A 24,682-nucleotide genomic window follows, 5' to 3' on the forward strand; every position below is an offset into this window, starting at 1 on the left:
TATGTACGTGCCGCAGCCTGCGAATGGTTCTGATGTCCTGAAAGCGCTTCGCGACATCGCGTCGAAGCGCATTCTCGTGCTCGACGGTGCGATGGGCACGGAGCTGCAGCGGTCCCGTTTCTCGGAAGAGGATTTTCGCGGACCGCGGTTCAAAGACTGGAAACAGGACGTCAAGGGGAACAACGACCTTCTCATCCTGACCCAGCCGGATGCGGTGCGCGCGGTACATCTCGATTATTTCCGCGCGGGCGCGGATATCGTCGAAACCAATACCTTTTCTGGCACCTCCATAGCCCAGGCCGATTACGGCATGGAGGAGCTGGTCTATGAACTGAACCACGAAGGTTCGCGCCTTGCACGTGAAGCCGCGCTGATCGCTGAAAAGGAAGACGGTCGCCGCCGATTCGTCGCCGGCGCCATCGGCCCGACGAACCGCACGCTGTCGATCTCGCCGGACGTGAACAATCCCGGCTACCGCGCCGTGACCTTCGATCAGGTGTGCGAGGCATATGCGGAGCAGGTGAGGGGGCTAGTGGATGGCGGTTCCGAGATCATCCTGATCGAGACGATTTTCGACACGCTCAACGCCAAGGCGGCGATTGTCGCAACCCATCAGGTGTTTGCGGAAAAGGGCGTGAAGCTGCCGATCATGATTTCCGGCACCATCACGGACCTGTCTGGCCGCACGCTTTCGGGCCAGACGCCGACCGCGTTCTGGCATTCGGTGCGCCATGCGGAGCCGTTCTCCATCGGCCTCAACTGCGCGCTCGGTGCGCGGGAGATGCGCGCGCACATTCAGGAAATCGGCAAGGTGGCCGAGACCTTCGTCTGCGCCTATCCGAATGCGGGCCTGCCGAACGAGTTCGGTTTGTATGACGAGCGCCCCGAGGCGACAGCGAACATGCTCGCCGAATTCGCCGATGCGGGCCTCGTCAACGTCGTCGGCGGCTGTTGTGGCACGACGCCGGATCACATCCGCGCCATCGCTGAGGCTGTGGCCGGAAAAGCGCCGCGTCAGGTGCCGGTGCTGAAGCCCATGATGCGCCTTTCTGGCCTCGAACCCTTCGTTCTCACCCCCGACATTCCGTTCGTGAACGTCGGCGAGCGCACGAACGTGACGGGATCGGCCAAGTTTCGCAAGCTCATCACCAACGGCGACTATGCCGCCGCTCTCGACGTCGCGCGCGATCAGGTGGCGAACGGCGCGCAGGTGATCGACATCAACATGGACGAAGGCCTGCTCGATTCCGAGAAGGCGATGGTCGAGTTCCTCAATCTTGTCGCCGCCGAGCCCGATATCGCTCGTGTGCCCGTGATGGTGGATTCTTCCAAGTTCCACGTCATCGAGGCTGGCCTGAAATGCATTCAGGGCAAAGCCATCGTCAACTCGATCTCGATGAAGGAAGGCATTGAAGCCTTCATCGAGCACGCGAAGATCTGCCGCTCTTATGGTGCCGCGGTCGTGGTAATGGCGTTCGACGAGCAGGGGCAGGCGGACACGCTGGAGCGCAAGGTCGAAATCTGTACGCGCGCCTATAAGATCCTGACCGAAGAGGTCGGCTTCCCGCCGGAAGACATCATTTTCGATCCGAATGTTTTTGCTGTTGCCACCGGCATCGAGGAGCATAACGGTTACGGCGTCGCCTTCATCGAGGCCACGCGCATCATCCGCGAGACGCTGCCCTACGCTCATATTTCAGGTGGCGTGTCGAACCTGTCCTTCTCCTTCCGCGGCAACGAGCCCGTGCGTGAGGCGATGCATTCGGTCTTCCTGTTCCATGCGATCAAGGTCGGCATGGATATGGGCATCGTGAATGCGGGGCAGTTGGCGGTTTATGAGCAGATCGATCCCGAACTGCGCGAATTGTGCGAGGATGTCGTTCTCAACCGCCGTCCCGACGCAACCGAACGGCTTCTGGAGGCAGCGCCCCGCTTCAAAGGCGACGGCTCTGGAGCGGTCAAGGCGGCTGATCTCGAATGGCGGAGCTGGCCCGTCGCGAAGCGTCTGGAACACGCGCTTGTCAATGGCATTACCGAGTTCATCGATCAGGATACGGAAGAGGCGCGTCAAGCCGCCGAGCGTCCACTCCACGTCATCGAAGGCCCGCTGATGGCCGGCATGAATGTCGTCGGCGATCTCTTCGGTGCAGGAAAAATGTTCCTGCCGCAGGTGGTGAAATCCGCCCGCGTCATGAAGCAGGCGGTGGCTTACCTCATGCCTTTCATGGAGGCGGAGAAGGAAGGCTCCGGCGCCGCTGCGCGCTCCGCTGCCGGCAAGGTGCTGATGGCGACCGTGAAGGGCGACGTGCACGATATCGGCAAGAACATCGTCGGCGTGGTTCTCGCCTGCAACAACTATGAGGTCATCGATCTCGGCGTCATGGTCTCCGCGCAGAAAATTCTGGAGACCGCGCGCGAGGAGAAGGTCGACATCGTCGGCCTCTCCGGCCTCATCACACCCTCGCTCGATGAGATGGTGCATGTGGCAAGCGAGATGGAGCGCGAGGGCTTCGACATTCCGCTCCTCATCGGTGGCGCCACGACCAGCCGCGTCCACACGGCGGTCAAAATCCATCCGAACTATCACAAGGGCCAGGCGGTCTATGTGACGGATGCGAGCCGCGCCGTCGGCGTCGTCTCCTCTCTGCTCTCGCCGGAGATGAAGGGCGACTACGTCGAAACGATTCGGGCGGAATACCGAAAAGTCGCGGAAGCCCACGCGCGCTCGGAAGCCGACAAAAAGCGTCTGCCGCTGGAGAAGGCGCGCGCCAATCCGCATAAGGTCGACTGGGCTTCCTACACCCCGCCGAAGCCGACTTTCACCGGCGCCCGCGTGTTCCGCAGCTACGACATTGCCGAACTCGTGCCGTATATCGACTGGACGCCCTTCTTCCAGACCTGGGAATTGAAGGGCCGCTTCCCGGCAATCCTCGACGATGCGGAGCAGGGCGCGGCGGCGCGTCAGCTTTGGGAGGATGCGCAGGCGATGCTGAAGCGGCTCGTAGACGAGCGCTGGTTCAACCCGAAGGCGGTGATCGGCTTCTGGCCCGCGAATACCGTCGGCGACGATATCCGCCTCTACACGGGCGAAAGCCGCTCGGACGAACTCGCAACCTTCCACGGCCTGCGCCAGCAGCTCTCGAAGCGCGACGGCAAGCCGAACCTGTGCCTGTCCGACTTCGTCGCGCCTGTTGAAAGCGGTAAGGCCGATTACATTGGCGGCTTCGTCGTGACCTCCGGCATCGAGGAAGTGCGCATCGCTGAAAGGTTCGAGCGCGCGAACGACGATTATCAGTCGATCCTCGTCAAAGCGCTTGCCGACCGTTTGGCGGAAGCTTTTGCCGAGCGCATGCATGAGCGCGTGCGCAAGGAGTTTTGGGCTTATGCGCCGGATGAAGCCTTGGGCAACGAGGCACTCATCCGCGAGGACTATCGCGGCATCCGCCCCGCACCCGGCTATCCCGCACAGCCCGATCATACGGAAAAGGCGACTCTGTTCCGCCTGCTCGACGCCGAACGCAAGATCGGCGTGTCGCTCACCGAGTCCTTCGCCATGTGGCCGGGCTCATCAGTGTCGGGCCTCTATCTCGCGCATCCGGACGCTTACTATTTCGGCGTCGCCAAAGTGGAGCGCGATCAGGTGGAGGATTACGCCGCGCGTAAGGGCATGAGCATTGTGGAAGTGGAGCGCTGGCTCTCACCGATCCTCAACTACGATCCGGCGTCGTACAACGTCATCGCGGCGGAGTAAGTCTCTCCTACTCGGTCATGGCCGGGCTTGTCCCGGCCATATGGGGGTCACCGGGGCAAGCCCGGTGATGACAAAGGAAGCGGGGCGTCACTCTCGCCGCAACGCTTCAATCGGATCGAGCTTCGCCGCGCGTTGCGCGGGATAGAACCCGAAGAAGATGCCGACCAGCGCGGAAAAGCCGACGGCGATGATCACCGCGTTGGGTGAAACCAGCGAAGGCCAGCCGGCAATGCGTGCGACGAGATAGGCGGCACCTGCGCCGAGCGCGACGCCTAATGCTCCGCCGATGGTGGAGAGCGTCGTCGCTTCGATCAAGAACTGACTCAAAATATCGCGCGGGCGCGCGCCGACGGCGAGGCGAAGGCCGATCTCGCGTGTTCGCTCGGTGACGGACACCAGCATGATGTTCATGATGCCAATGCCGCCGACGAGAAGCGACACGGCAGCGACGGCAGCGAGCAGCATGGACAGGGTGTTGGCGGAGGCAGACGCCGTGTTGGCGATCTCGGTCAGGTTGCGGATGGAAAAGTCGTCTTCCTGATCGCCGATGACGCGATGGCGCTGGCGCAAGAGGGTCGTCATGTTCTCGATGCCGGGCTCGATGTCCTCTTCATTCGCGAATTTCACGAAGATCGAGCCGACGGACCGGTCCTTCGCATAGTTGCGACCGATGACGCGGCGGCGGCCTGCATCGAGGGGCACGAAGATCACGTCGTCCTGATCCTGGCCGAAGGCGGACTGGCCCTTCGCGGCCATGACGCCGATGACGCGGAACGGGACGTTACGGACACGCACGACCTGATCAATGGGGTCCTCTTCGCCAAAGAGATTTTTGGCGACCGTCTGGCCAAGAATGACGACGATATCGCCTCGGCGCACCTCCTCCGGGTCGAAGGTGCGGCCCGTGGCGACGTCCCATTCACGGGCCGCGAACCAGTCGAGATCGATGGCGTAGATGCGCGTGCCCCAGTTGTTGCCACCGGCGATGACCTGCACCGTGCCCTGCACGAAGGGAGCCGCGGCGGTGACGCCGTCGATCTCGCGGCGGATCGCGTCGGCGTCTTCGTCTGTCAGCGTTGATGACGCGCCCGCGCCCAGTCGCGCGCCTCCTTGCGTGACGTTGCCCGGCGTGACGATGGCGAGATTTGCGCCGAGCGAGCGGATCTGCTGATCGACGAGGTTGCGCGCGCCCGAGCCGATGGCCACCATCGCGATAACGGCGGCAACGCCGATGACGATGCCGAGCATGGTGAGAAGGCTGCGCAAGGCATTGGCCGCGATGGCGGAGAGGGCGGAACGGATGGCCTCAACGAATCTCATGCCGCAGTCTCCGCAACGAGCAATTCGCGCGCATCGAGCGGCGTCTGGCGGTGATCCTCCAGAATCTTTCCGTCCTTGAACCGGATCAGGCGGCGCGCATGGCGGCCGACATCGGCATCGTGCGTCACCAGAACGATGGTCACGCCTTCGCGGTTGAGCTCCTGAAAGAGCGCGAGAATCTCAATGGCCGTGCGGCTGTCCAGCGCGCCGGTCGGTTCGTCGGCAAGCAGGAGGCTCGGGCTGTTCACGAGCGCCCGCGCGATGGCGACGCGCTGCTGCTGCCCGCCCGACAATTGCATGGGCCGATGATGCGCGCGCTCCGCCAGGCCCACACGGCCAAGCGCATGGAGCGCGCGCTCGCGGCGTGTCTTCTTGTCGACGCCGGCATAGACCATCGGCAGTTCCACATTGCCTAGCGCGTCGATGCGCGGAAGTAGGTTGAACTGCTGGAAAACGAAGCCGATCTCGCGGTTGCGCAAGCGCGCGAGGCCGTTCGCATCCAGGCTTTCCACGGCGGTACCCGCCAGCCGGTAGTGGCCGCTCGTCGGCTTGTCGAGGCAGCCGATGAGATTCATGAAGGTCGATTTGCCCGAGCCGGATGGCCCCATGACGGCGACGAAATCACCCTTCTCGACACTCAGCGAGGCGTGATCGAGCGCGACCACGCGGCCTGAATCGAGGTCATAGACCCGCCGCAACTCGTGCGTTTCGATGAGCGACACGGGCGAGTTCCTAGAACAGGCGCGGGCCGCGCTGGCGCGGCGCGGGCGGCGCGCCATTGCTCGCGTTACCACCAACGATGATCGCTGCGCCTTCTGTCAAATCGCCGCGCAGAACTTCCGTGTAATTGCCGTCTGTGATGCCGAGGCGCAGCGTGACGGCTTGCGGATTGCCGTCGGCGCCGGGCTGATAGACGCGTCCGGCAGACCAGTATTCTGCGTCGGCAGCCCGTGCCTCCTTGTTGCGTCCACCACGCCTGTTGCCGCCTTGAGCCTCGGTTGCGGGAGGCTTCGCGGCGACGGCGACGGCCGCCGGGACTCCCGCCGGGCGGAAGCGTAAGGCCGCATTCGGGATGCGCAAGGCGTTGTCGCGCTCCTCCGTAACGATCTGAAGATTGGCGGTCATGCCAGGCAACAGAGCCTGATCGTCATTCTTCACGCCGATGACGGCGGTGTAGGTGACGACGTTCTGCACCGTCTGCGCGCCGAGGCGCACCATGCGGACGACGCCTTCGAATGTCCGGTTGGGATAAGCGTTGACCGTGAAGCTCGCGCGTTGGCCAGCCTTGAGGCGGCCCACATCCGCCTCGTCGATATTGGCGTAGATGTCGATCGCACGCAGATCCTGCGCGACGGTGAAGAGGGTGGGGGAGGAGAGCGAGGCGGCGACCGTCTGGCCAAGTTCGATATCCCGCTTCACCACCACGCCTTCGACGGGAGAACGGATCTCCGTGCGCGCGAGATCGATCTCGATGTCTTTCAGTTTCGCCTCACGCTGCAGGATCAGCGCATCCGCCGATTTCAAGGCGGCGTCCGCGAGTGCGATGTCGGCCTTCAATCCAAGCTGCTCGGCTTGGTTGGAGGCAATCTGCGCGACGGCGGAAGCAATGGCCGCCTTCTGGACATCGAGTTGGGTCTTGGCCTGATCGAGCGCGTTCTGCGTGCCGACAGCGCGCGCGGTGAGTTCGGTCTGCCGGTCAAAATTGCGCTGCGCCTCGATAAGTTGCGCGGTGGCCCGGTCGCGCTGTGCAGCGAGATCGTCCGCGACGGCTTGCGCCTTTTGAAGAAGTGAGCGGGCCTTGTCGATCTGCGCGCTCTTCGTCTCGCGATCTGCCCTGGCCTGTGCCAGATCGGCCATGGCCGCGTCGCGGCGGGAGCGGATTTGTTCGGAATAGAGCCGCGCGACGACCTGGCCTTCCTTCACTGGCGTGTTGTAGTCGGCGAGCACCTCCACCACCTGGCCGGAGAGCTGCGAGCCGACGAGAACCGTGGTGACGGGGTTGAGCGTTCCGGTGGCGCGCACGCTCGCCACGATGGGGCCGCGCTCGACAGCGGCCAGTCGATACGCGGCGTCAGCCGCGCTGCCGCCCGCGGGTCTCCAGAGGAAAAATCCGGCTGCGCCCGCAAGGACTGCAAATCCACCCAACCAGAACCAGATACGCCGCAAGGAAGCCCCCCGAATCCGACAAGTTGTCGATTTTTCGCGAGTTTGACCGAAATCTCTTTGGAATTCGAGTTAACTCTTTGTCATGCGGCAACGCTGGCAGGCCGTTTGGCGATCAGGTTGCGCAGAGTGGTGATGGTCGAGGCGTCGGCAACCCCGTCCACCCGCTCGGGGCGGAAGTGGCGCTGGAAGGCCGAGACGACCTTTTCCGTGATTTCGTCGAACACGCCGGTGATCTTCACGCCATAGCCATACATGGCGAGCATCGCCTGAAGTGCCTCGATGGGCATGCCCTCATCGCCGCGCGAGAAGAAGCGTCCGTCGCTCATCGGTGCTGCGGGCACCCAATGGCCGATCCCCGCCTCATGCAGTCGGCCCCACGGAAAAACCTCACCCGGATCGACTTTGCGGCCCGGCGCGACATCCGAATGGCCGAGCACCCGCGTCGCTGGAATCCGCCAGCGGGTGACGATGTCTTTTGTCAGCGCAATGACGCTCTGCATCTGTACGTCGGGATAGGCGGGCAGGCCGCCCGGGTGGCCGGCATTCGCGATCTCGATGCCGATGGAGCACGAATTGATGTCCGTCTCCCCCTCCCAAGAGGAGGCGCCCGCGTGCCACGCGCGACGTGACTCGGGTACGAGTTGAAGGACGCGGCCGTCACTGAAAACGAAATAATGCGCAGAGACTTGCGAGACCGGGTTGCAAAGCCATTGCAGCGCCTCGCCCTCATCCGGCATGCCGGTATAGTGCAGCACAACCATGTTCGGACGCTGGCCGTTCTTCCTCTCGCCATGGTTGGGCGAAGGAAAAACCTTCGCGGCAACGGGACTTTCCGGGGAGAGCGGAGCGTTCATTTTCAAGTCACCTGATCTTCCGTTCGGCCGCGAGGCGTTCCCAGGCAGCGTTGATGATGGCCAATCGCTCGGTCGCGATCTTCACCGCCTCTGGTGGCAAGCCTCGCGCGATTTCGCGGTCGGGATGGTTTTCCGCAACGAGCTTGCGGTAATGCCGCTTCAATTCTTCGTCGCTGAAAGAGCGGTCGGCCTTGAGAATGAGATAAGGATCGTCCGCGCGCCGGACATGTCGCGCCGCGACGCGCTCGAACTCTGTGTCGGAAAAACCGAAGATCGCCGCTACGTCCTTGACGTAGGCGTATTCTGCGTCGTGGATCGCGCCGTCAGCCTTTGCGATGTGAAACAGCCCGTCGAGAACGTCTTCGAGCAGGGCGGGTTCATCCTTGAATTCGGCGCCGATCTGGCGGGCATAAGCCTCGAAACCATCGGTCGTTTTGTTGGCGAGGTCGAAGAGACGCTGCACGCGCTCGCGGTCGCTGGGGGAGACTTCAATAATCTGTTCGAATGCTCTGATCTCGCGATCCACCACGACGCCATCGGCTTTCGCCATCTTGGCGGCCAAAGCCACCAATCCCGTGGTGAAGATGACGTCGCGTGGCGGCCGACCGAAAATCGCGCCCTCACGGTCGATCAACATATGTCCTGCGACACCGCCAAGCAGTGCGCCAATCGGCCCACCCAGCGCCAGGCCGATGCCGGCACCACCGAGCTTACCCCAAATCGATTGAATCATCGTGATTCAGTGGTCGCTCAACTCCAGGCAAAAAGAAAGGGGGCCGAGACGAATCTCGGCCCCCAAAACGTGATGTTGGAGCGTCAATTAACGGCAATAGATGTTGCCGTAGACGTCCTGATAAGTGCCATAGGGGCAGGCCGGGCGAGCCGGAGCAGTGCCCGCGCCAATGATCGCACCGCCCGCAGCGCCAATCGCAGCGCCGGCAAGAGCGCCACCCGCACGGCCCGTGGCCGCACCACCAATCGCTGCACCGGCAAGGCCGCCAATGGCTGCGCCGCCGACGGCGCGTTCGCCGGGGGTGTTGCAGGCCGCCATCGAAAGGGTGAGCGCGCCGGCGGCAATCGCTGTGATGATCTTTTTCATGGAAGCTTCCCTGTACTTAGTGGGCCGTAGCCTGCCCGAGCCCTACTTAACCTTAGCTTAACACCCAGGCCAACTCGCAAAGCCTGAATCCGTTCCTCATAATTGAACTGAGCTGTAGAAAACTCGTTCAGGCTTGTCTCTCAAGATTTTTCCAGTAAAACGGCCGAGCTTTCAGTCCTAAATGGTCTAGCTTAACGATCCGTTCAGAATCATTGTGTCTTTCCTCGCCACATCTTTGCCCTATTTCGACAGCACCCAAGCTTCGTCTGAAATTATTGGCTACCGAGGTTTTGAGTGACTTTGCAGCATTTTTTGAGAACGATGGCGGTCGCAATTTTGGGCGCAATTGCACTTTCACTTGTGTCTCAAGCCAAGGCTGAAAGCGGCGAGGGCAATGGCATTCTGCCCCCCGGCAATTCCGAGATCGAAGCTTCTCAAAATGCGGCTCCCGCTCAAGAAGCGGAGGACAAGAGTCCTGCGAAGAAGCCCGCGAAGGCCGCCGTGAAAACCCCGGTAGAGCAGGGTGCCAAGCCGGCGGCCCCGGCTCGTGAAGAGGCCTCCGCCGACGCGGCCGTGTCGGAAACCGCAAGTGCTGAGGCCGGGCAGGACAACATTCCAAGTATCGAGGTGACCTCGGCCATCTTGTCCGGTCAAAGCGATGCACGTCTCCGGCTGAAGCCGGTGGACGTCACGCGGGCCGACACGATCCGCCCGATGATCGCGCGCCATGCGTCCGAGAACGGCGTGCCGTTCGCGCTGGTCGATGCCGTCGTCCGTATCGAAAGCCGCTACAACCCGGTTGCGCGCAACGGCGTGAATGTCGGCCTGACCCAGATCAATGTCCGTACCGCACAATCCCTCGGCTACCAGGGCGGAGCCGCCGGTCTTTTCGATGCCGAGACCAACCTGCGTTATGGCGTCAAATATCTCGCCCAGGCCTACAAACTTGCCCGCGGCGACACCTGCGGCACCATCCTGCGCTATCAGGCGGGGCATCGGGCCGAGACGATGACCAGGGCGTCCCGCACCTATTGCGGCAAGGTGAAGACGTTGATCGGGGCCTCGAGCTAACCTTGCGCCTTGACGAGGGTGGGCCTTTCGCACCACATCGGCATTGTCAGTCGGCTGGGCGGCCGCTCCGAGTTTCGCTCGGGGAGGAAAGTCCGGGCTCCATGGAAGTACGGTGCCGGATAACGTCCGGCGGGGGCGACCCCAGGGAAAGTGCCACAGAAAGCAAACCGCCCCATCAGGTCTTCGGACCTCGGGGCAAGGGTGAAAGGGTGCGGTAAGAGCGCACCGCGGACGCAGTAATGCGGACGGCAAGGTAAACCCCACCGGGAGCAAAACCGAATAGGGACGACAGGCGTTCGCGCCAGGCCCGTTTCCAGGCCCGTCGTCCGGGTTGGTTGCTTGAGGCGGTCAGCAATGACCGTCCCAGAGGAATGGCCGCCACGTCCAGGCGCAAGCCTGGGCCCTACAGAACCCGGCTTATAGGCCGACTGACACCTCAATTTCGACGCGAGTTTTGTGGAGAGGAAGGCGCAAACCGTTGTGCCGCTTACGATTCATTAACCGTAAACACGTCTGATGGGGTCGAATGCCGAAAAGCCTGCCGACTCAATCGTTTCCGTTGACGCCCATAGTATCCCATGTTATCCCAAATCATCCCGTCGGCGGTTTCTTCCCAAGGGGACATCGGGCGCCCGGTTGGCGCAGGTCTCTCTGAGCGGAAAGTAGCGTTCATGCCGGCGCCGGGGGGCGGTGGATCCGTTCGATCCGCCGCGGGGCTGACAAGCAGAAGCGAGCGAGCCGCGGCCGATGAACCGCTTCGTGTCCAATTTCACCAACAAGTTGGACTCGAAAGGTCGGGTTTCGATCCCGGCGTCTTTCCGGGCCATTCTGGCCACGGATGGGTTCGAGGGGCTCTACGTGCATCCGGCGCTCGACGCGCCGGCTCTGGACGCGGGCGGCAACGTGCTTCTGAACGAGATCGATGCGTTTTTGTCGACGCTGTCACCCTATTCGGACGAGCGGGATCAGCTGTCGACGGCGTTGTTCGGCACCAGCGAAATCCTCAAAGTCGATCCGGAAGGGCGTGTCATCCTGACGGATTCAGTGAAAGTCCATGCCGGCATTGCGGACGCGGTTACGTTCGTGGGGCTGGGTCACAAGTTCCAGATTTGGGAGCCCGAGAGTTTCCGTGCGCACTTGGAGGAGGCGCGCACGAAGGTCAGAGACCTGAAGAAGGTTTTGGGAACGCGGAATATGGAACAACGTTTGGTGCAGGATATCTCACCAGGAGCACGGGAACGATGATGGGACGCGGCGACGGCCCAGGAGCCGGAGCCGCTGGCGGACCGACCCGTCACGTTCCCGTCCTCCTGGCAGAGGTCCTGACGGCGCTCGATGTGAAGCGCGGCGGCACTTTCATTGATGGTACATTCGGCGCGGGCGGATACACGCGCGCCATTCTCGACGGACATCCCCGCAACTCGGTAGTCGCCATTGACCGCGATCCCGATGCCATTGCGGGCGGCGAGGCCTTGGTCGCGAAGGTCAAGAAGCGCCTGACGCTCGTGCATGGGCGGTTCGGCGACCTCGACGAGATCACGAAGGCGCAAGGGGTGGAGAGCGTCGACGGTGTCGTGCTCGACATCGGCGTGTCCTCGATGCAGCTCGACGAAGCCGAGCGCGGCTTCTCGTTCCGCGGCGAAGGCCCGCTCGACATGCGCATGGAGCAGTCGGGTCCGAGCGCGGCGGATCTCGTCAATGAGGCCTCGGAAGCCGAGCTTGCGGACATTTTCTATCATTACGGCGAGGAGCGCCGCGCCCGGTTCGTGGCTCGCGCCATCATCGAGGCGCGCCGCCGTGAGCCTTTCGAGACGACGCGCCAGCTTGCGGATCTCGTCGCTTCGCTGATCCGGCAGGAGCCCGGCGGCATTCATCCGGCGACGCGGGTGTTTCAGGGGCTGCGCATCGCGGTCAATGACGAACTTGGCGAACTGGTTCGTGCACTTCACTCGGCGGAACGCATTCTCAAGCCCGGCGGACGGCTGGTCGTCGTCACCTTCCATTCGCTTGAAGACCGCATCGTAAAACAGTTCTTCGCGGCCCGTACGGGGCGCGCGCCGAGCGGTTCGCGCCATCTGCCGACCATGAATGTGGTGGAGCCGACCTTCGACGCCATCACCAAGGGGCCGGTGGGGCCGAGCGATCAAGAAATCGCGCGCAATCCACGTGCACGCTCGGCGAAACTCCGGGCCGGTGCGCGCACGACTGCGCCCGCGCAGGAGCCGTTGAGCGCCATTACTATGCTGGCTGAATTGCCGCAGACGGCCGAGAAACGGGGAGGGCGCCGGTGATCCGATTTCTGCATATGGTCGCCATCTCCGCGCTCATCGCGTCGGCGGGTTATGCCTATTCGATCAAGTATGAGACGTTGTCGCACGTCGAGCAGGTGGCGAAGTTGAAGGCGAAGGTGCAGCGCGAGCGCGATGCCATCGCCGTGCTCCAGGCCGAGTGGCAATATCTCGACCGTCCTGATCGCTTGCAGGATGCCGTCAATCAGCATCTCGATCTTCAGCCCATGAAGATCCAGCAATTGGCCCGCTTGTCCGAGCTTCCCAACCGCCCCGTCCGCGACGACGAAATCGGCCGTTTGCTCGAGCCGACGGCAACGCCGAAAGACAAGACAACCGACGCCCGCACTCCGACAACACAAACCCCGAAACGGTAAAACCCGTGTTGCAAGAGACCGATCCCGACCTCCTGGCCAAGTCTGCTCCGCCAAAGCGGGGTATCCTCGGTCATATCCGCGAGCTGTTTCGCCTGCGCGTGGACAAGAGCACGGCGCGCGTCGGTCTTGCAGCGTTCTGCTTCGTGATGCTCTTCGGCGTCATCGGCGGTAGGCTGGTTTTCCTGGCGATGACGAGCGACAATTCGAGCGCCATGCGCCGGGCCGCTTCGTCGGAAATCTCGGCAGCCCGTCCCGACATCACCGACCGCAACGGCGAGATTCTCGCGACCGACGTGAAGATGGTGTCTGTCTTTGCGGAACCGCGCAACATCATCGACAAGGACGAGGCGACGGAGCTTCTCACCGCCGTCCTGCCGGATCTCGACGCCACCGACCTGCGCAACAAGCTCGGCACCAAGAAGGGCTTCGTGTGGGTCAAGCGCGAGATCACGCCGCGCCAGCAGGCGGAGGTGCATCGCCTCGGCATTCCAGGCATCGGCTTCCTGCCCGAGAACAAGCGCGTCTATCCCAATGCCAACGCCGCAGCCCACGTGCTGGGTTTCGCCAATGTCGACAATGTCGGCATCGCGGGCATGGAGAAATACATCGATAGCCAAGGCCTGCAGGATCTCAACGGCGCAGGCTTCAGCATTTCGGCGTCCGACTTGAAGCCGGTGCAGCTCTCCCTCGACCTACGCGTGCAACACGCGCTGCGCGACGAGCTGGCCAAGGGCATGGCGAAGTACAAAGCCAAGGCGACCGCCGGCGCGATCATGGACGTGAACACAGGCGAGATCATCGCACTTGCCTCGCTGCCGGACTACGATCCGAACAACCCGGTCGATGCGCTGGAGCCCGACCGCATCAATCGCATCAATGTCGGCGTGTTCGAGATGGGCTCGACCTTCAAGGCGCTGACGACTGCGATGGCGCTCGACTCCGGCAAGTACACCATCAACTCGACCTTGGATGCGCGCTCCGGTCTGCGCTATGGCAAGTTCACCATCGGCGATTACCACGCGACGCACCGCGTTCTCACTGTGCCGGAGGTGTTCATCCATTCCTCGAATATCGGCACGGCTCGCATGGCGCTCGGCATCGGCGTCGAGGGACACAAGGCTTTCCTGCGCAAGATGGGGCAGCTCACGCGCCTGGAAACCGAGCTCCCTGAAAACGCCGCGCCCATCGTTCCGCCGCGCTGGGGCGAACTCAACACCATGACCATCGCTTTCGGTCACGGCCTTGCGGTCGCGCCGCTTCAGGCGTTGATGGCGGTGGGTGCTCTCGTGAACGGTGGCGCCCTCATTCCGCCGACCTTCCTGAAGCGGGATGAGGTCACCGCACGACAGAACGCGCTGCAGGTTCTCAAGCCCGAGACCAGCGAAGCGATGCGCTATGTGATGCGCCTCAACGCCTCGAATCCTGCTGGATCGGCCTCGGCGGTCGCCATTGCGGGTTATTTCGTCGGCGGCAAGACCGGCACGGCGGAAAAAGTCATCAACGGGCGTTATTCGAAGAACAAGAATTTTACGACGTTCACGGCGATCCTGCCCGCAGACAAGCCGAAGTATGTGTTTTTGACGATCATGGACGAGCCGCAGGCGGTGGAAGGCACTTATGGATTCTCGACGGCGGGCTGGAATGCCGGTCCTGTCACCGGGAACATCATCGAGCGGATCGCGCCGATCCTCGGTGTGCCGCCGCGCTTCGAGCCGCCGGTCATGCCGTTCCCGCTGATGTCGCGCCTCAATGCGTGGGGGATCAAGTAATGAGTGCCCGCATGATTCCTCTCGGCGATCTTCTGCCGGAAGCCGGTCAGGCTTCTGCTGTCATCATCGCGAAGATTGCATCGGACAGCCGCAAGGTCGGTCCGGGCACGGTTTTCTTCGCGGTGCCGGGCACGAAGGTCGATGGCATGAGTTTCGTGCCGCAGGCCGTCGCTTCCGGCGCGGTCGCGGTTGTAGGGGAAGCGGAGCGCCCCACCAACCTCACGGCGAACGTCGCTTATGTTCGCGTGCTGGACGTGCGCCTCGCCCTCGCGATGGCGGCTTCGCGCTTCTATCCTCGCCAGCCTGAAAAGGTTGTGGCCGTCACCGGCACGAGCGGAAAAAGCTCGGTTGCGGATTTCACGCGCCAGCTCTTTGCGGTGTTGGGATACAAATCCGCGAGCCTCGGAACGCTCGGCGTCATCACGTCGGATGGCGCAGCCTATGGCTCGCTGACGACGCCGGACCCAATTTCGTTGCACGAGACGCTGGACCGTTTGGCAGGTGACGGCGTGCGTCGGCTGGCGATGGAAGCGTCTTCCCACGGCATCGACCAGCGGCGGCTCGACGGTGTGCGTCTGAGCGCAGCGGGCTTCACCAATCTCGGCCGCGACCATCTTGATTATCACGGCACGACAGAAGCCTATGCGGCGGCAAAGCTGCGCCTCTTCGATACGCTTCTCCCTGCCGATGCACCTGCGGTCATCAACGCGGACGGTCCGTTTTCCGATGTCTTCTTACAGGGCGTGCGCAATCGCGGCTTGAGGATGATGACGACCGGGAGCGCGGGCGAGACGCTCAAGCTGATTGAAGCGAAGCCTGGCGGCTTCGGGCAGGCGTTGACCGTTGAGGCCTTCGGCAAGACGCATCACACGACCCTTCCGCTTCTCGGCACGTTCCAGGTTGAGAATGCACTCCTGGCCGCCGGGCTCGTGCTCGCCGCCGAAGGAGAGGAGAGGGCGGCGGAAGTCATCGCAGGCTTTGCCGGGCTCAAGGGCGTCTCGGGCCGTCTGGAGCGGGTCGGCGAGATCGATGGCGCGCTCTGCATCGTCGACTACGCGCACAAGCCGGACGCGCTCGCGCATGTGCTCGATGCGCTCAGGCCTTTCACGAAGGGCCGCCTCGTCTGCATCGTCGGTTGCGGCGGCGACAGGGATCGCGGCAAGCGTCCGCTCATGGGGCGCATCGCAGTCGAGAAGGCGGACGTGGTGATCGTCACGGACGATAATCCTCGCTCCGAAGATCCGGCTACCATCCGCGCGGAGGTCATGAAGGGAGCGCCCGGCGCCAAGGAGATCGGCGATCGCTCTCTGGCGATCCGCACGGCGGTCAAGGACTTGCGTCCTGGCGATATTCTCGTGGTTGCGGGCAAAGGCCATGAAACGGGCCAAATCATCGGCGACCGGACGTTGCCGTTCTCGGATCACGACGAGGTGCGGGCGGCTATCGCGGAGAGGCAGGCATGAGCACCCCGTTGTGGACCATCGATGAGATTTTGGCCGCCACCGATGCGCGGATCGGCAGTGGAGTCACGCAAGCCTCCGGTGCGTCCATCGACACGCGTACGCTCAACGCGGGCGATCTTTACTTCTCTATCAAGGGCGACGTGCATGACGGGCACGATTTCGTGCCCGCTGCGCTGGAGAAGGGCGCTGCTGCCGCCGTCGTCTCCGAGGCGAAAGCTCCCAGCTTTAAGGAGCAGGACCGGCTCATCATCGTGCCCGACGTTCTGGACGCCATGCGCCGTCTCGGCATCGCGGCGCGCAAACGCAGCCATGCCAAAGTGGTCGCCATTACCGGCTCCGTCGGCAAGACCGGCACGAAGGAGGCCATGCGCCTCGCGCTGTCGCGGCAGGGTTCGACGCACGCTTCTGTCGCGTCCTACAACAACCATTGGGGCGTTCCGCTCACCCTGGCGCGTATGCCGCGCGAAACCGAGTTCGGCATCTTTGAAATTGGCATGAACCATGCGGGAGAAATCCTGCCGCTGACGGCCATGGTCCGCCCGCATGTGGCTGTCATCACCACCGTCGAGCCGGTTCACATCGAGTTTTTCCCCTCGCTCTGGGGCATTGCGGACGCGAAGGGCGAGATTTTCTCCGGTCTTGAGCCCGGCGGCACGGCGGTGATCAACCGCGACAGCCCCTATTTCGAACGCATGGCCGCGCATGCCATGGCCTCGAAGGCCGGTCGCGTCGTGAGCTTCGGCGAAAGCGAGGCGGCGCATATCCGGGCCGAGCGTATCCTCGTAAGGCCCGATTTTTCACTCGTCGAAGCGCGCATCTTCGGTGAACCGCTCACCTATCGTATCGGTACGGCAGGGCGGCACATCGCGCTCAACTCACTCAGCGTACTCGCGGCAGCGCATGCGCTGGGCGTCGATCCGCTTTCAGTCGCGCAATCCTTTACCGAATTGAAGCCGCCGGTCGGACGCGGCGAGCGGACCATGCTTTCGGTCGGCGCGGGTGAAGCGCTTCTGATCGATGAAAGCTACAACGCCAACCCGGCCTCGGTCCGCGCGGCGCTGAACAATCTTGGCGCTGTGGAGCTGGCGGGAGCAGGGCGGCGCATCGCCGTTCTCGGCGACATGAAGGAACTGGGAGAAAAAGGTCCTGAACTACACGAGGGCTTGGCGGACGCGGTCGAGGCCAATGGCATCGACCTGCTGTTTGCCGCTGGACCTCTGATGCAGAATCTGATCGACCGGCTGCCAAAAGCGAAAATTGCCGCTCACGCCCCGACTTCGGCCGATCTGGTCGATGCCGTCTGCGCCGCCATTCGCCCCGGCGATGCGGTGATGGTGAAGGGCTCGCTCAGCATGAAGATGGCCCTGGTTGTCAAGGCTCTGAAAGAACGTTACGGCGCAAGCTCCGCGGCGCAAGCGCTGAAAGGATGATCGATGTTGACCTGGTTGGCTGATCTCAGCCCCTATTTCAGCCCTCTCAATATTTTTCGGTACATCACGTTCCGCACGGGCGGCGCCACGGCGACGGCACTGCTCTTCGTGTTTCTGTTCGGCCCCAAGATGATTTCGCTGCTACGGCTTCGCCAGGGTAAGGGCCAACCGATCCGCGAGGACGGGCCGAAATCGCACCTCCAAACCAAGCGCGGCACGCCGACCATGGGCGGGCTCATGATCATGGCGGGCGTGTTGGCTTCGACGCTGCTGTGGGCGAACTTGGCGAACCACTATGTGTGGATCGTGCTTTTCGTCACGATCGGTTTCGGCGCCATCGGGTTCTACGACGACTTTTTGAAAGTCACGAAGCAGTCGCACAAGGGCTTTTCCGGCCGCTCGCGCCTCGCTCTCGAGGCGGTGATTGCGGGGCTCGCGTGTCTGGCGATTTCCTATCTCGGCACGCCCGGCCTCGCCAACAAGCTGGCATTGCCCTTCTCGAAGGAATTGATCTTCAATCTCGGCTGGTTCTACCTGATCTTCGGCGCCTTCGTGGTTGTCGGTGCGGGCAATGCGGTCAACATCACGGACGGTCTCGACGGCCTTGCCATTGTGCCGGTGATGATTGCGGCCGGCACCTTCGGCTTCATCGCCTATCTTGCCGGTAACGCGGTCTTCGCGAACTACCTGCAAATCCATTTCGTGCCCGGAACCGGTGAACTCGCGGTCGTCTGTGGCGCGCTGATCGGGGCGGGCCTCGGCTTCCTGTGGTTCAATGCGCCCCCCGCCCAGATCTTCATGGGTGATACCGGATCGCTCGCCCTCGGCGGCCTTCTCGGCACCATTGCGGTCGCGACGAAGCACGAGATCGTTCTCGCTATCGTCGGCGGCCTGTTCGTGCTGGAGATTCTCTCCGTCATCATTCAGGTCACGTCGTTCAAGCTCACGGGCAAGCGCGTGTTCAAGATGGCGCCGATCCACCATCACTTCGAACAGCTCGGCTGGACGGAGCCGCAGGTGGTGATCCGCTTCTGGATCATCTCCGTGGTGTTGGCCCTCGTCGGCCTCGCGACCCTCAAGCTGCGGTGATGTCATGACGCCGGTCACCAGCTTTTCGGGTAAGACGGTCGCGCTCTTCGGCCTTGGCGGGTCGGGGCTCGTGACCGCGCTCGCCCTCAAAGCAGGCGGCGCGCATGTGATCGCGTGCGACGACAACCCGGCGAAGATGGCGGAAGCCAATTCCAAAGGCATCGAGACGGCGGATTTGAAAAGCGCCGACTGGTCGCGCTTTTCCTCGTTCATCCTCTCGCCCGGCGTTCCCTTGACGCATCCGGAGCCGCACTGGTCGGTCAAACTCGCGAAGGCGGCAGGCGTCGAGATCATCGGCGATATCGAACTTTTCTGCCGTGAGCGGGCCAAGGTCGCACCGAATGCACCCTTCGTTGCGATCACGGGCACCAACGGCAAATCCACCACGACCGCGCTCATCGCTCATATCCTGCGCGAAGCAGGTCACGACGCGCAGATGGGCGGAAATATCGGCACCGCGATCCTGTCGCTCGAACCGCCTGCCGAGAACCGCATTCACGTCATCGAATGCTCGTCCTTCCAAATCGACCTCGCGCCGTCGCTTGCGCCCACCATCGGCGTTCTCCTCAACATCACGCCGGATCATCTCGACCGGCATGGGACGATGGAGACCTACGCGGCTATCAAGGAAAGGCTGGTGGCGAAAGCTCGCGTCGCCATCCTCGGCGTCGATGACGATTGGACCTCGTCCGTTGCCGCACGTTGCGCGGAGAGCGGCACTGAGGTCATTCGGGTGTCTGCCGAGCCGACAGGCGGAAACAGCGTGTCGGCACATGGCGAGACGATCGTTCGGTTGTCGGCGTCTGGCTCAGCCTCAGTGGCCGACCTTACCGGTATCGGCTCCCTTCGTGGCGGACACAATGCGCAGAATGCGGCGGCGGCTGTGGCTATCGCGTTGGCGTTGAGTGTCCCAGAGGAAGACATCAGAGCCGGTCTGCGCTCCTTCCCCGGATTGCCACACCGCATGGAGGAAATCGGTCGCCTCCGTGAGACGCTGTTCATCAACGACTCCAAAGCCACCAACGCCGACTCCACCGAGAAGGCGCTCAAATCCTTCGACAACATCCTCTGGATTCTTGGCGGGAAGGCGAAGGAAGGCGGCATCGCTCCCTTGAAGCCCTATTTCCCGAAGATCCGTAAAGCCTACCTGATCGGCGCGGCATCGGATGAATTCGCCGAGACCCTCGATGGCTTGGTCGCGTTCGTTCGCAGCAACACGCTCGAAAACGCAGTTCAACAGGCGGCCGGTGATGCGGCGGCGCTCGGCAGTCCGTCCGTGGTCCTGCTCTCGCCCGCCTGCGCGTCATACGATCAGTTTCCGAATTTCGAGGTGCGCGGAGATCACTTCCGCAATCTCGTCCGCGCGTTGCCCGGCATCGACCTCACCAAGGGAGCCTGACATCATGGTATCTCGCGTCGAACGCTCGCCTCTTGGTGATTGGTGGTGGACCATCGACCGGCTGCTGCTTGGCGCGTTGGCGGTGCTGGTGCTCGCGGGTCTCGTCTTTCTCATGGCAGGCGGACCGCCGGTCGCGGAGCGGCTGGGGCTTTCGACGTTCCATTTTGTGAACCGTCAGGTTCTCTTTCTCTTGCCCGCACTGGCCATTATGCTGCCGGTGTCGTTTCTCTCGTTGCGCCATGTCAGGCGTCTGGCGCTGCTCGTCTATATCGGCAGCATGGCTTTGATCGGCCTTGCGTTCCAGTTCGGTCCCGAGATCAAGGGCGCGCATCGCTGGATCATGCTGGGCCCCATGGGCATTCAGCCCTCCGAATTCGTGAAACCCGCCTTCGTCGTGCTCGCGGCCTGGGCTTTCTCGGAAGGCGCGCGGCGTAAGGATATGCCGGGGGCGTTCCTGGCCTTCCTTATCCTTCCCGCCACCATTGTGCCGCTGATCCTGCAGCCGGATTTCGGCCAGACCATGCTCATCACCATTGTGTGGTGCGGCCTGTTTTTTGTCGCGGGCTTGCACTGGTTCTGGGTGATGGGCCTCGGCGGCGCGGGCCTTGTCGGCATCGTCGCGGCTTACGAATTCCTACCGCACGTGCGCGCCCGCATCGAGCGGTTCATGGACAAATCCTCCGGCGACACCTTTCAGGTCGACATGGCGATGGAGTCGTTCGCGCGTGGCGGCTGGTTCGGACGCGGGCCGGGCGAAGGCTCGGTCAAGCGCATCCTGCCTGACGCGCATACCGACTTCATCTTTGCGGTGACGGCGGAAGAATTCGGCATCGTCGTCTGCATCGGCCTGCTTCTCCTCTTCGCCTTCATCGTCCTGCGCGGCCTGTCGCTTGCGCGTCGCAGCGAGGATACGTTCTGCCGCCTTGCGGCGACTGGCCTCGTGCTGATGTTTGGCCTGCAGGCAGCCATCAACATGATGGTGAACGTTCATCTCATGCCCGCGAAAGGCATGACGCTGCCGTTTATTTCTTACGGCGGCTCCTCGCTTCTGTCGCTCGCGCTCGGCATGGGCTTTTTGATCGCGATCACCCGCCGTCGCCCGCGCTCCGAGATGATGGAGCACTTTGACTCGGATTGGTCGCGCCGATGACATCGCCTCTCATCCTTCTCACGGCAGGTGGTACGGGCGGGCATCTTTTCCCGGCGGAAGCGCTCGCGAATGCCCTGAAAGCGCACGGCGCGCGCGTGGTGCTGGCGACCGACAAACGCGCCAATGCCTATGCGGGCTCGTTCCCGGCGGATGAGATCATCGAAATTCCCTCGGCTACGCCCTCAGGCCGTTCGCTGCCGCAGATGGCGAAGGCCGCGCTGTTGCTTGGCTCGGGCACATTGAAGGCAATGTCCGCCATTCGCCGCATGAAGCCCGATGCCGTCGTGGGCTTCGGCGGTTATCCGACCGTCCCGCCCGTCATGGCCGCGTCGTTCTTGCGCGTCCCGGCCACCATCCACGAGGCGAATGGCGTGATGGGGCGCGCGAACCGTCTCCTCGCGCGCCGCGCTTCCGTGATCGCCACGGGTTTCGCGAACATCAAGGGCATTCCGACAGGCATTGCGGGCAAGGTGGTGCAGACCGGCAATCCGATCCGCCCATCGGTTCTGGATGCGTCGAGAGCGCCTTACCCAGAGCTGCAAAAAGACGGAAAGCTTCACCTCCTCGTTGTCGGCGGCAGCCAGGGCGCGCGGGTGATGAGCGACGTGGTGCCGCCGACTATCGAATTGCTCGCGGCCGATATTCGCGCTCGCCTTTCCATCTGCCAGCAGGCGCGGGGCGAGGATCTGGAGCGCGTTCGCGGCACGTACCAGCGCCTGATGGTCGATTTCGAGGCCGAGCCCTTCTTCAAAGATTTGCCGCAGCGCCTAGCCAAGGCGCATCTGGTGGTGTCGCGCTCCGGCGCATCGACGGTCGCGGAGCTGGCCGTGATCGGGCGCCCCTCGATCCTTGTGCCGCTGCCGGGTTCGCTCGATCAGGATCAGGCCGCCAACGCCAAGACCTTGGGCGATATCGGCGCGGCCATCGTTCTTCCACAAGTTCAGTTCACTCCGGAGCGCCTGGCTCAGGAGATTCGGTCCTTCATCGAGGAACCGGATCGTCTGGGTAAGGCCGCTGCCGCCGCACGCAGCGCCAGCATCACGGACGCGGCCGAGCGCCTCGCGCAAGCCGTCCTTGAGCTGGTCCCAACACACAACAACGGAAAACGCACATGAAACTGCCGCCGAAACTGGGTCCCATTCACTTCATCGGCATCGGCGGCATCGGCATGTCTGGCATCGCCGAGGTCATGCACAACCTTGGCTATACGGTGCAGGGCTCGGACGCCTCCGACAATTACAACGTCAAGCGCCTTGCCGATAAGGGCATGAAGACCTTTATCGGCCACAAGGCCGAGAATGTGGACGGCGCGGAAATCGTCGTGGTCTCGACCGCGATCAAGCGCGACAACCCGGAACTGATCGCCGCCCGCGAGAAGCGCCTTCCGGTCGTGCGCCGCGCGGAAATGCTCGCGGAACTCATGCGCTTCAAGTCCTGCGTCGCGGTGGCGGGCACGCACGGCAAGACCACCACGACCTCGCTCGTCGCGACCCTTCTCGATGCGGGTGGGCTCGACCCCACCGTCATCAACGGCGGCATCATCAACGCATATGGCACCAATGCCCGTATGGGTGACGGCCAGTGGATGGTGGTGGAGGCGGACGAGTCCGACGGCACCTTCCTGAAGTTGCCGGCCGACGTTGCCATCGTCACCAATATCGACCCCGAACATCTCGACCATTTCGGCAGCTTCGATGCGATCAAGGACGCCTTCCGCTCCTTCATCGACTCGATCCCGTTTTATGGGTTTGCCGTGATGTGCATCGACCATCCCATCGTGCAGGATCTGGTCGGCCGCATCGAAGATCGCCGCATCATCACCTATGGCGAGAACCCGCAGGCCGATGTGCGCATCATGGATATCGACCCGCGCGGTGGACAGACCAAGTTCCGCGTCATGATCCGCGACCGCCGTCCCGGCTTCCGGCAGGAATTGGAAGACCTCGTGCTGCCGATGCCCGGCGCGCACAACGCGCTCAACGCTACTGCCGCCATCGCGGTTGCGCATGAACTGGGCGTTTCGCCTGATGCAATCCGCAAGGCGCTTGGCGGCTTCGGCGGCGTGAAGCGTCGCTTCACCCGCACGGGCGATTGGAACGGCGTCACCGTGTTCGACGATTACGGCCACCATCCCGTCGAAATCTCAGCGGTGCTCCGCGCCGCGCGCGCCTCGACCGAAGGGCAGGTCATCGCCGTGGTGCAGCCGCACCGCTACACGCGCCTGTCCTCGCTCTTTGATCAGTTCTGCACCTGCTTCAACGATGCGGATGCGGTCATCGTCGCGCCGGTTTATGCGGCGGGCGAGCAGCCGGTTCCCGGCGCCGACCGCGACGCTCTGGTTTCCGGCCTGAAGGCGCGCGGCCACCGCAACGCCATGCCGCTCGACAAGCCTGAGGATCTCGCTGCCCTGGTGAAGGACATCGCGAAGCCGGGCGACTACGTCCTCTGCCTCGGTGCGGGCAACATTACGCAATGGGCTTATGCCCTGCCGGGCGAACTCAAGGCGCTCGACGACAAGGCGGCCTGATGTTCCCGGACCTGACAGGCGACCTCAAGACAAGGATGCCCGATCTCAAGGGCAAGCTGGAGGCCAACGCGCCGACGGCTCCCTTGTCGTGGTTCCGCACGGGCGGTCCGGCGCAGGTGCTGTTCACGCCTGCCGATGCTGACGATCTCTCTTACTTCCTCAAACATCTTGATCCCGCCATTCCTGTTCTCGTTGTCGGGCTCGGCTCCAACCTTCTGATCCGCGACGGTGGGTGGGAAGGCGTCATCGTCCGCTTGGCGAAAGGCTTTTCCGATATCGCCGTCGAGTCGGGACATCGCGTCCGCGCGGGCGCCGGTGCTGCCGACGTGAAGGTCGCGCGCACCGCAGCGGAAGCGGGGATTGCAGGGCTCTCATTCCTGCGCGGAATTCCCGGCACTATCGGTGGCGCGCTACGCATGAACGGCGGCGCCTATGGCGGCGAGACAAAGGACGTGCTTGTCGAAGCGATGGGCGTCACGCGGTCGGGAGAAGAGGTGCGCTTTACGAATGTGGAGATGGGTTTCACCTATCGCCATTCGAGCGTGCCGGATGATGTGATCTTCACCGAGGCTCTCTTCGAAGGCTGCCCGGGCGATCCGGCTGAGATTCTCTCCGAGATGAACGCCATCACCGAAGCCCGGTCATCGACCCAGCCGGTCAACACGCGTACGGGCGGTTCGACCTTCAAGAATCCTCCCGGTCGGAAGGCGTGGGAATTGGTCGATGCCGCCGGATGCCGTGGACTGCGCCGGGGCGATGCGCAGGTTTCCGAGATGCATTGCAACTTCCTCATCAACCACGGCTCGGCCTCGGCTGCCGATATCGAGGGGCTGGGTGAAGAAGTGCGTCGGCGGGTTCTGGAAACTTCGGGCGTGCAGCTCGAATGGGAAATCAAGCGCGTCGGGCTCACCTGAGCCTGAGCAAGGAGG

At 63.0% G+C, this 24,682-nt stretch carries 20 protein-coding genes and 1 other RNA gene; 15 read left to right on the forward strand and 6 right to left on the reverse strand.

What is annotated here, in order from left to right; all coding sequences use genetic code 11:
• The first annotated feature begins 1 nt into the window (after window position 1).
• Window positions 2-3,751 carry a methionine synthase gene (gene metH, locus HB375_RS07215; RefSeq protein ID WP_167672289.1) on the forward strand — a complete coding sequence of 1,250 codons (3,750 nt, stop codon included), beginning with the start codon at window positions 2-4 and terminating at the stop codon, window positions 3,749-3,751.
• Between the two features lie 87 nt (window positions 3,752-3,838).
• Here the strand turns inward: metH and HB375_RS07220 are convergent, their stop codons facing one another.
• The 6 genes from HB375_RS07220 to HB375_RS07245 form a co-directional block, all read right to left on the reverse strand.
• Window positions 3,839-5,071, reverse strand: coding sequence for an ABC transporter permease (locus tag HB375_RS07220; protein ID WP_167672290.1), 1,233 nt, complete (start codon window positions 5,069-5,071; stop codon window positions 3,839-3,841).
• Complete coding sequence (locus tag HB375_RS07225; RefSeq protein ID WP_343232364.1) at window positions 5,068-5,793, reverse strand: ABC transporter ATP-binding protein; 726 nt, start codon at window positions 5,791-5,793, stop codon at window positions 5,068-5,070. Before HB375_RS07225 ends, HB375_RS07220 begins: the two co-directional genes overlap by 4 nt.
• Before the next feature lie 10 nt (window positions 5,794-5,803).
• Window positions 5,804-7,237 (reverse strand): efflux RND transporter periplasmic adaptor subunit, encoded by a 1,434-nt coding sequence (locus HB375_RS07230; protein ID WP_167672292.1) that lies wholly within the window; start codon window positions 7,235-7,237, stop codon window positions 5,804-5,806.
• Between the two features lie 80 nt (window positions 7,238-7,317).
• Entirely contained in the window at window positions 7,318-8,091 is a 774-nt protein-coding gene (locus tag HB375_RS07235; RefSeq protein WP_167672293.1) for an N-acetylmuramoyl-L-alanine amidase, read from the reverse strand.
• Between the two features lie 7 nt (window positions 8,092-8,098).
• Window positions 8,099-8,824: a TerB family tellurite resistance protein gene (locus HB375_RS07240; RefSeq protein ID WP_167672294.1), complete on the reverse strand. Its 726-nt coding sequence runs from the start codon at window positions 8,822-8,824 to the stop codon at window positions 8,099-8,101.
• A gap of 87 nt (window positions 8,825-8,911) precedes the next feature.
• Entirely contained in the window at window positions 8,912-9,190 is a 279-nt protein-coding gene (locus tag HB375_RS07245) for a hypothetical protein (protein WP_167672295.1), read from the reverse strand.
• Between the two features lie 321 nt (window positions 9,191-9,511).
• Here HB375_RS07245 and HB375_RS07250 point away from each other — a divergent pair, with 321 nt between their 5' ends.
• The 14 genes from HB375_RS07250 to murB all read left to right on the forward strand — a co-directional run bounded on the left by HB375_RS07250 (window position 9,512) and on the right by murB (window position 24,667).
• Window positions 9,512-10,261, forward strand: a complete 750-nt coding sequence (locus HB375_RS07250; RefSeq protein WP_167672296.1) for a lytic transglycosylase domain-containing protein — start codon at window positions 9,512-9,514, stop codon at window positions 10,259-10,261.
• Between the two features lie 46 nt (window positions 10,262-10,307).
• Window positions 10,308-10,697, forward strand: an RNA gene (rnpB, locus tag HB375_RS07255) — RNase P RNA component class A.
• Window positions 10,698-11,008: 311 nt separating this feature from the next.
• Window positions 11,009-11,506, forward strand: a complete 498-nt coding sequence (gene mraZ / locus HB375_RS07260; protein ID WP_167672297.1) for a division/cell wall cluster transcriptional repressor MraZ — start codon at window positions 11,009-11,011, stop codon at window positions 11,504-11,506.
• Entirely contained in the window at window positions 11,503-12,552 is a 1,050-nt protein-coding gene (gene rsmH / locus HB375_RS07265) for a 16S rRNA (cytosine(1402)-N(4))-methyltransferase RsmH (RefSeq protein WP_167672298.1), read from the forward strand. The genes mraZ and rsmH overlap by 4 nt, the downstream gene beginning before the upstream one ends.
• Window positions 12,549-12,926: a cell division protein FtsL gene (gene ftsL, locus HB375_RS07270; protein WP_167672299.1), complete on the forward strand. Its 378-nt coding sequence runs from the start codon at window positions 12,549-12,551 to the stop codon at window positions 12,924-12,926. Before rsmH ends, ftsL begins: the two co-directional genes overlap by 4 nt.
• Window positions 12,927-12,931: 5 nt before the next feature.
• On the forward strand, window positions 12,932-14,695 hold the full coding sequence (locus HB375_RS07275) for a peptidoglycan D,D-transpeptidase FtsI family protein (RefSeq protein ID WP_425515165.1): 1,764 nt from the start codon (window positions 12,932-12,934) through the stop codon (window positions 14,693-14,695).
• On the forward strand, window positions 14,695-16,158 hold the full coding sequence (locus HB375_RS07280; RefSeq protein WP_167672300.1) for a UDP-N-acetylmuramoyl-L-alanyl-D-glutamate--2,6-diaminopimelate ligase: 1,464 nt from the start codon (window positions 14,695-14,697) through the stop codon (window positions 16,156-16,158). Before HB375_RS07275 ends, HB375_RS07280 begins: the two co-directional genes overlap by 1 nt.
• A complete protein-coding gene (locus HB375_RS07285) occupies window positions 16,155-17,588 on the forward strand; it encodes a UDP-N-acetylmuramoylalanyl-D-glutamyl-2,6-diaminopimelate--D-alanyl-D-alanine ligase (RefSeq protein ID WP_167672301.1) in 1,434 nt (477 codons plus the stop codon). Before HB375_RS07280 ends, HB375_RS07285 begins: the two co-directional genes overlap by 4 nt.
• A 3-nt stretch (window positions 17,589-17,591) precedes the next feature.
• Complete coding sequence (gene mraY, locus HB375_RS07290; protein WP_167672302.1) at window positions 17,592-18,677, forward strand: phospho-N-acetylmuramoyl-pentapeptide-transferase; 1,086 nt, start codon at window positions 17,592-17,594, stop codon at window positions 18,675-18,677.
• Window positions 18,678-18,681: 4 nt separating this feature from the next.
• Window positions 18,682-20,076 (forward strand): UDP-N-acetylmuramoyl-L-alanine--D-glutamate ligase, encoded by a 1,395-nt coding sequence (gene murD, locus HB375_RS07295; protein ID WP_167672303.1) that lies wholly within the window; start codon window positions 18,682-18,684, stop codon window positions 20,074-20,076.
• Between the two features lie 4 nt (window positions 20,077-20,080).
• Window positions 20,081-21,226, forward strand: coding sequence for an FtsW/RodA/SpoVE family cell cycle protein (locus HB375_RS07300; protein ID WP_167672304.1), 1,146 nt, complete (start codon window positions 20,081-20,083; stop codon window positions 21,224-21,226).
• Complete coding sequence (gene murG / locus HB375_RS07305; RefSeq protein ID WP_167672305.1) at window positions 21,223-22,341, forward strand: undecaprenyldiphospho-muramoylpentapeptide beta-N-acetylglucosaminyltransferase; 1,119 nt, start codon at window positions 21,223-21,225, stop codon at window positions 22,339-22,341. Before HB375_RS07300 ends, murG begins: the two co-directional genes overlap by 4 nt.
• A complete protein-coding gene (murC, locus tag HB375_RS07310; RefSeq protein WP_167672306.1) occupies window positions 22,338-23,753 on the forward strand; it encodes a UDP-N-acetylmuramate--L-alanine ligase in 1,416 nt (471 codons plus the stop codon). Before murG ends, murC begins: the two co-directional genes overlap by 4 nt.
• A complete protein-coding gene (murB, locus tag HB375_RS07315; protein ID WP_167672532.1) occupies window positions 23,750-24,667 on the forward strand; it encodes a UDP-N-acetylmuramate dehydrogenase in 918 nt (305 codons plus the stop codon). Before murC ends, murB begins: the two co-directional genes overlap by 4 nt.
• The last annotated feature ends 15 nt before the right edge of the window (window positions 24,668-24,682 follow it).

The sequence above is a fragment of the Microvirga terricola genome (genome assembly GCF_011777495.1).
GTDB classification, from domain to species: Bacteria; Pseudomonadota; Alphaproteobacteria; order Rhizobiales; family Beijerinckiaceae; genus Microvirga; species Microvirga terricola.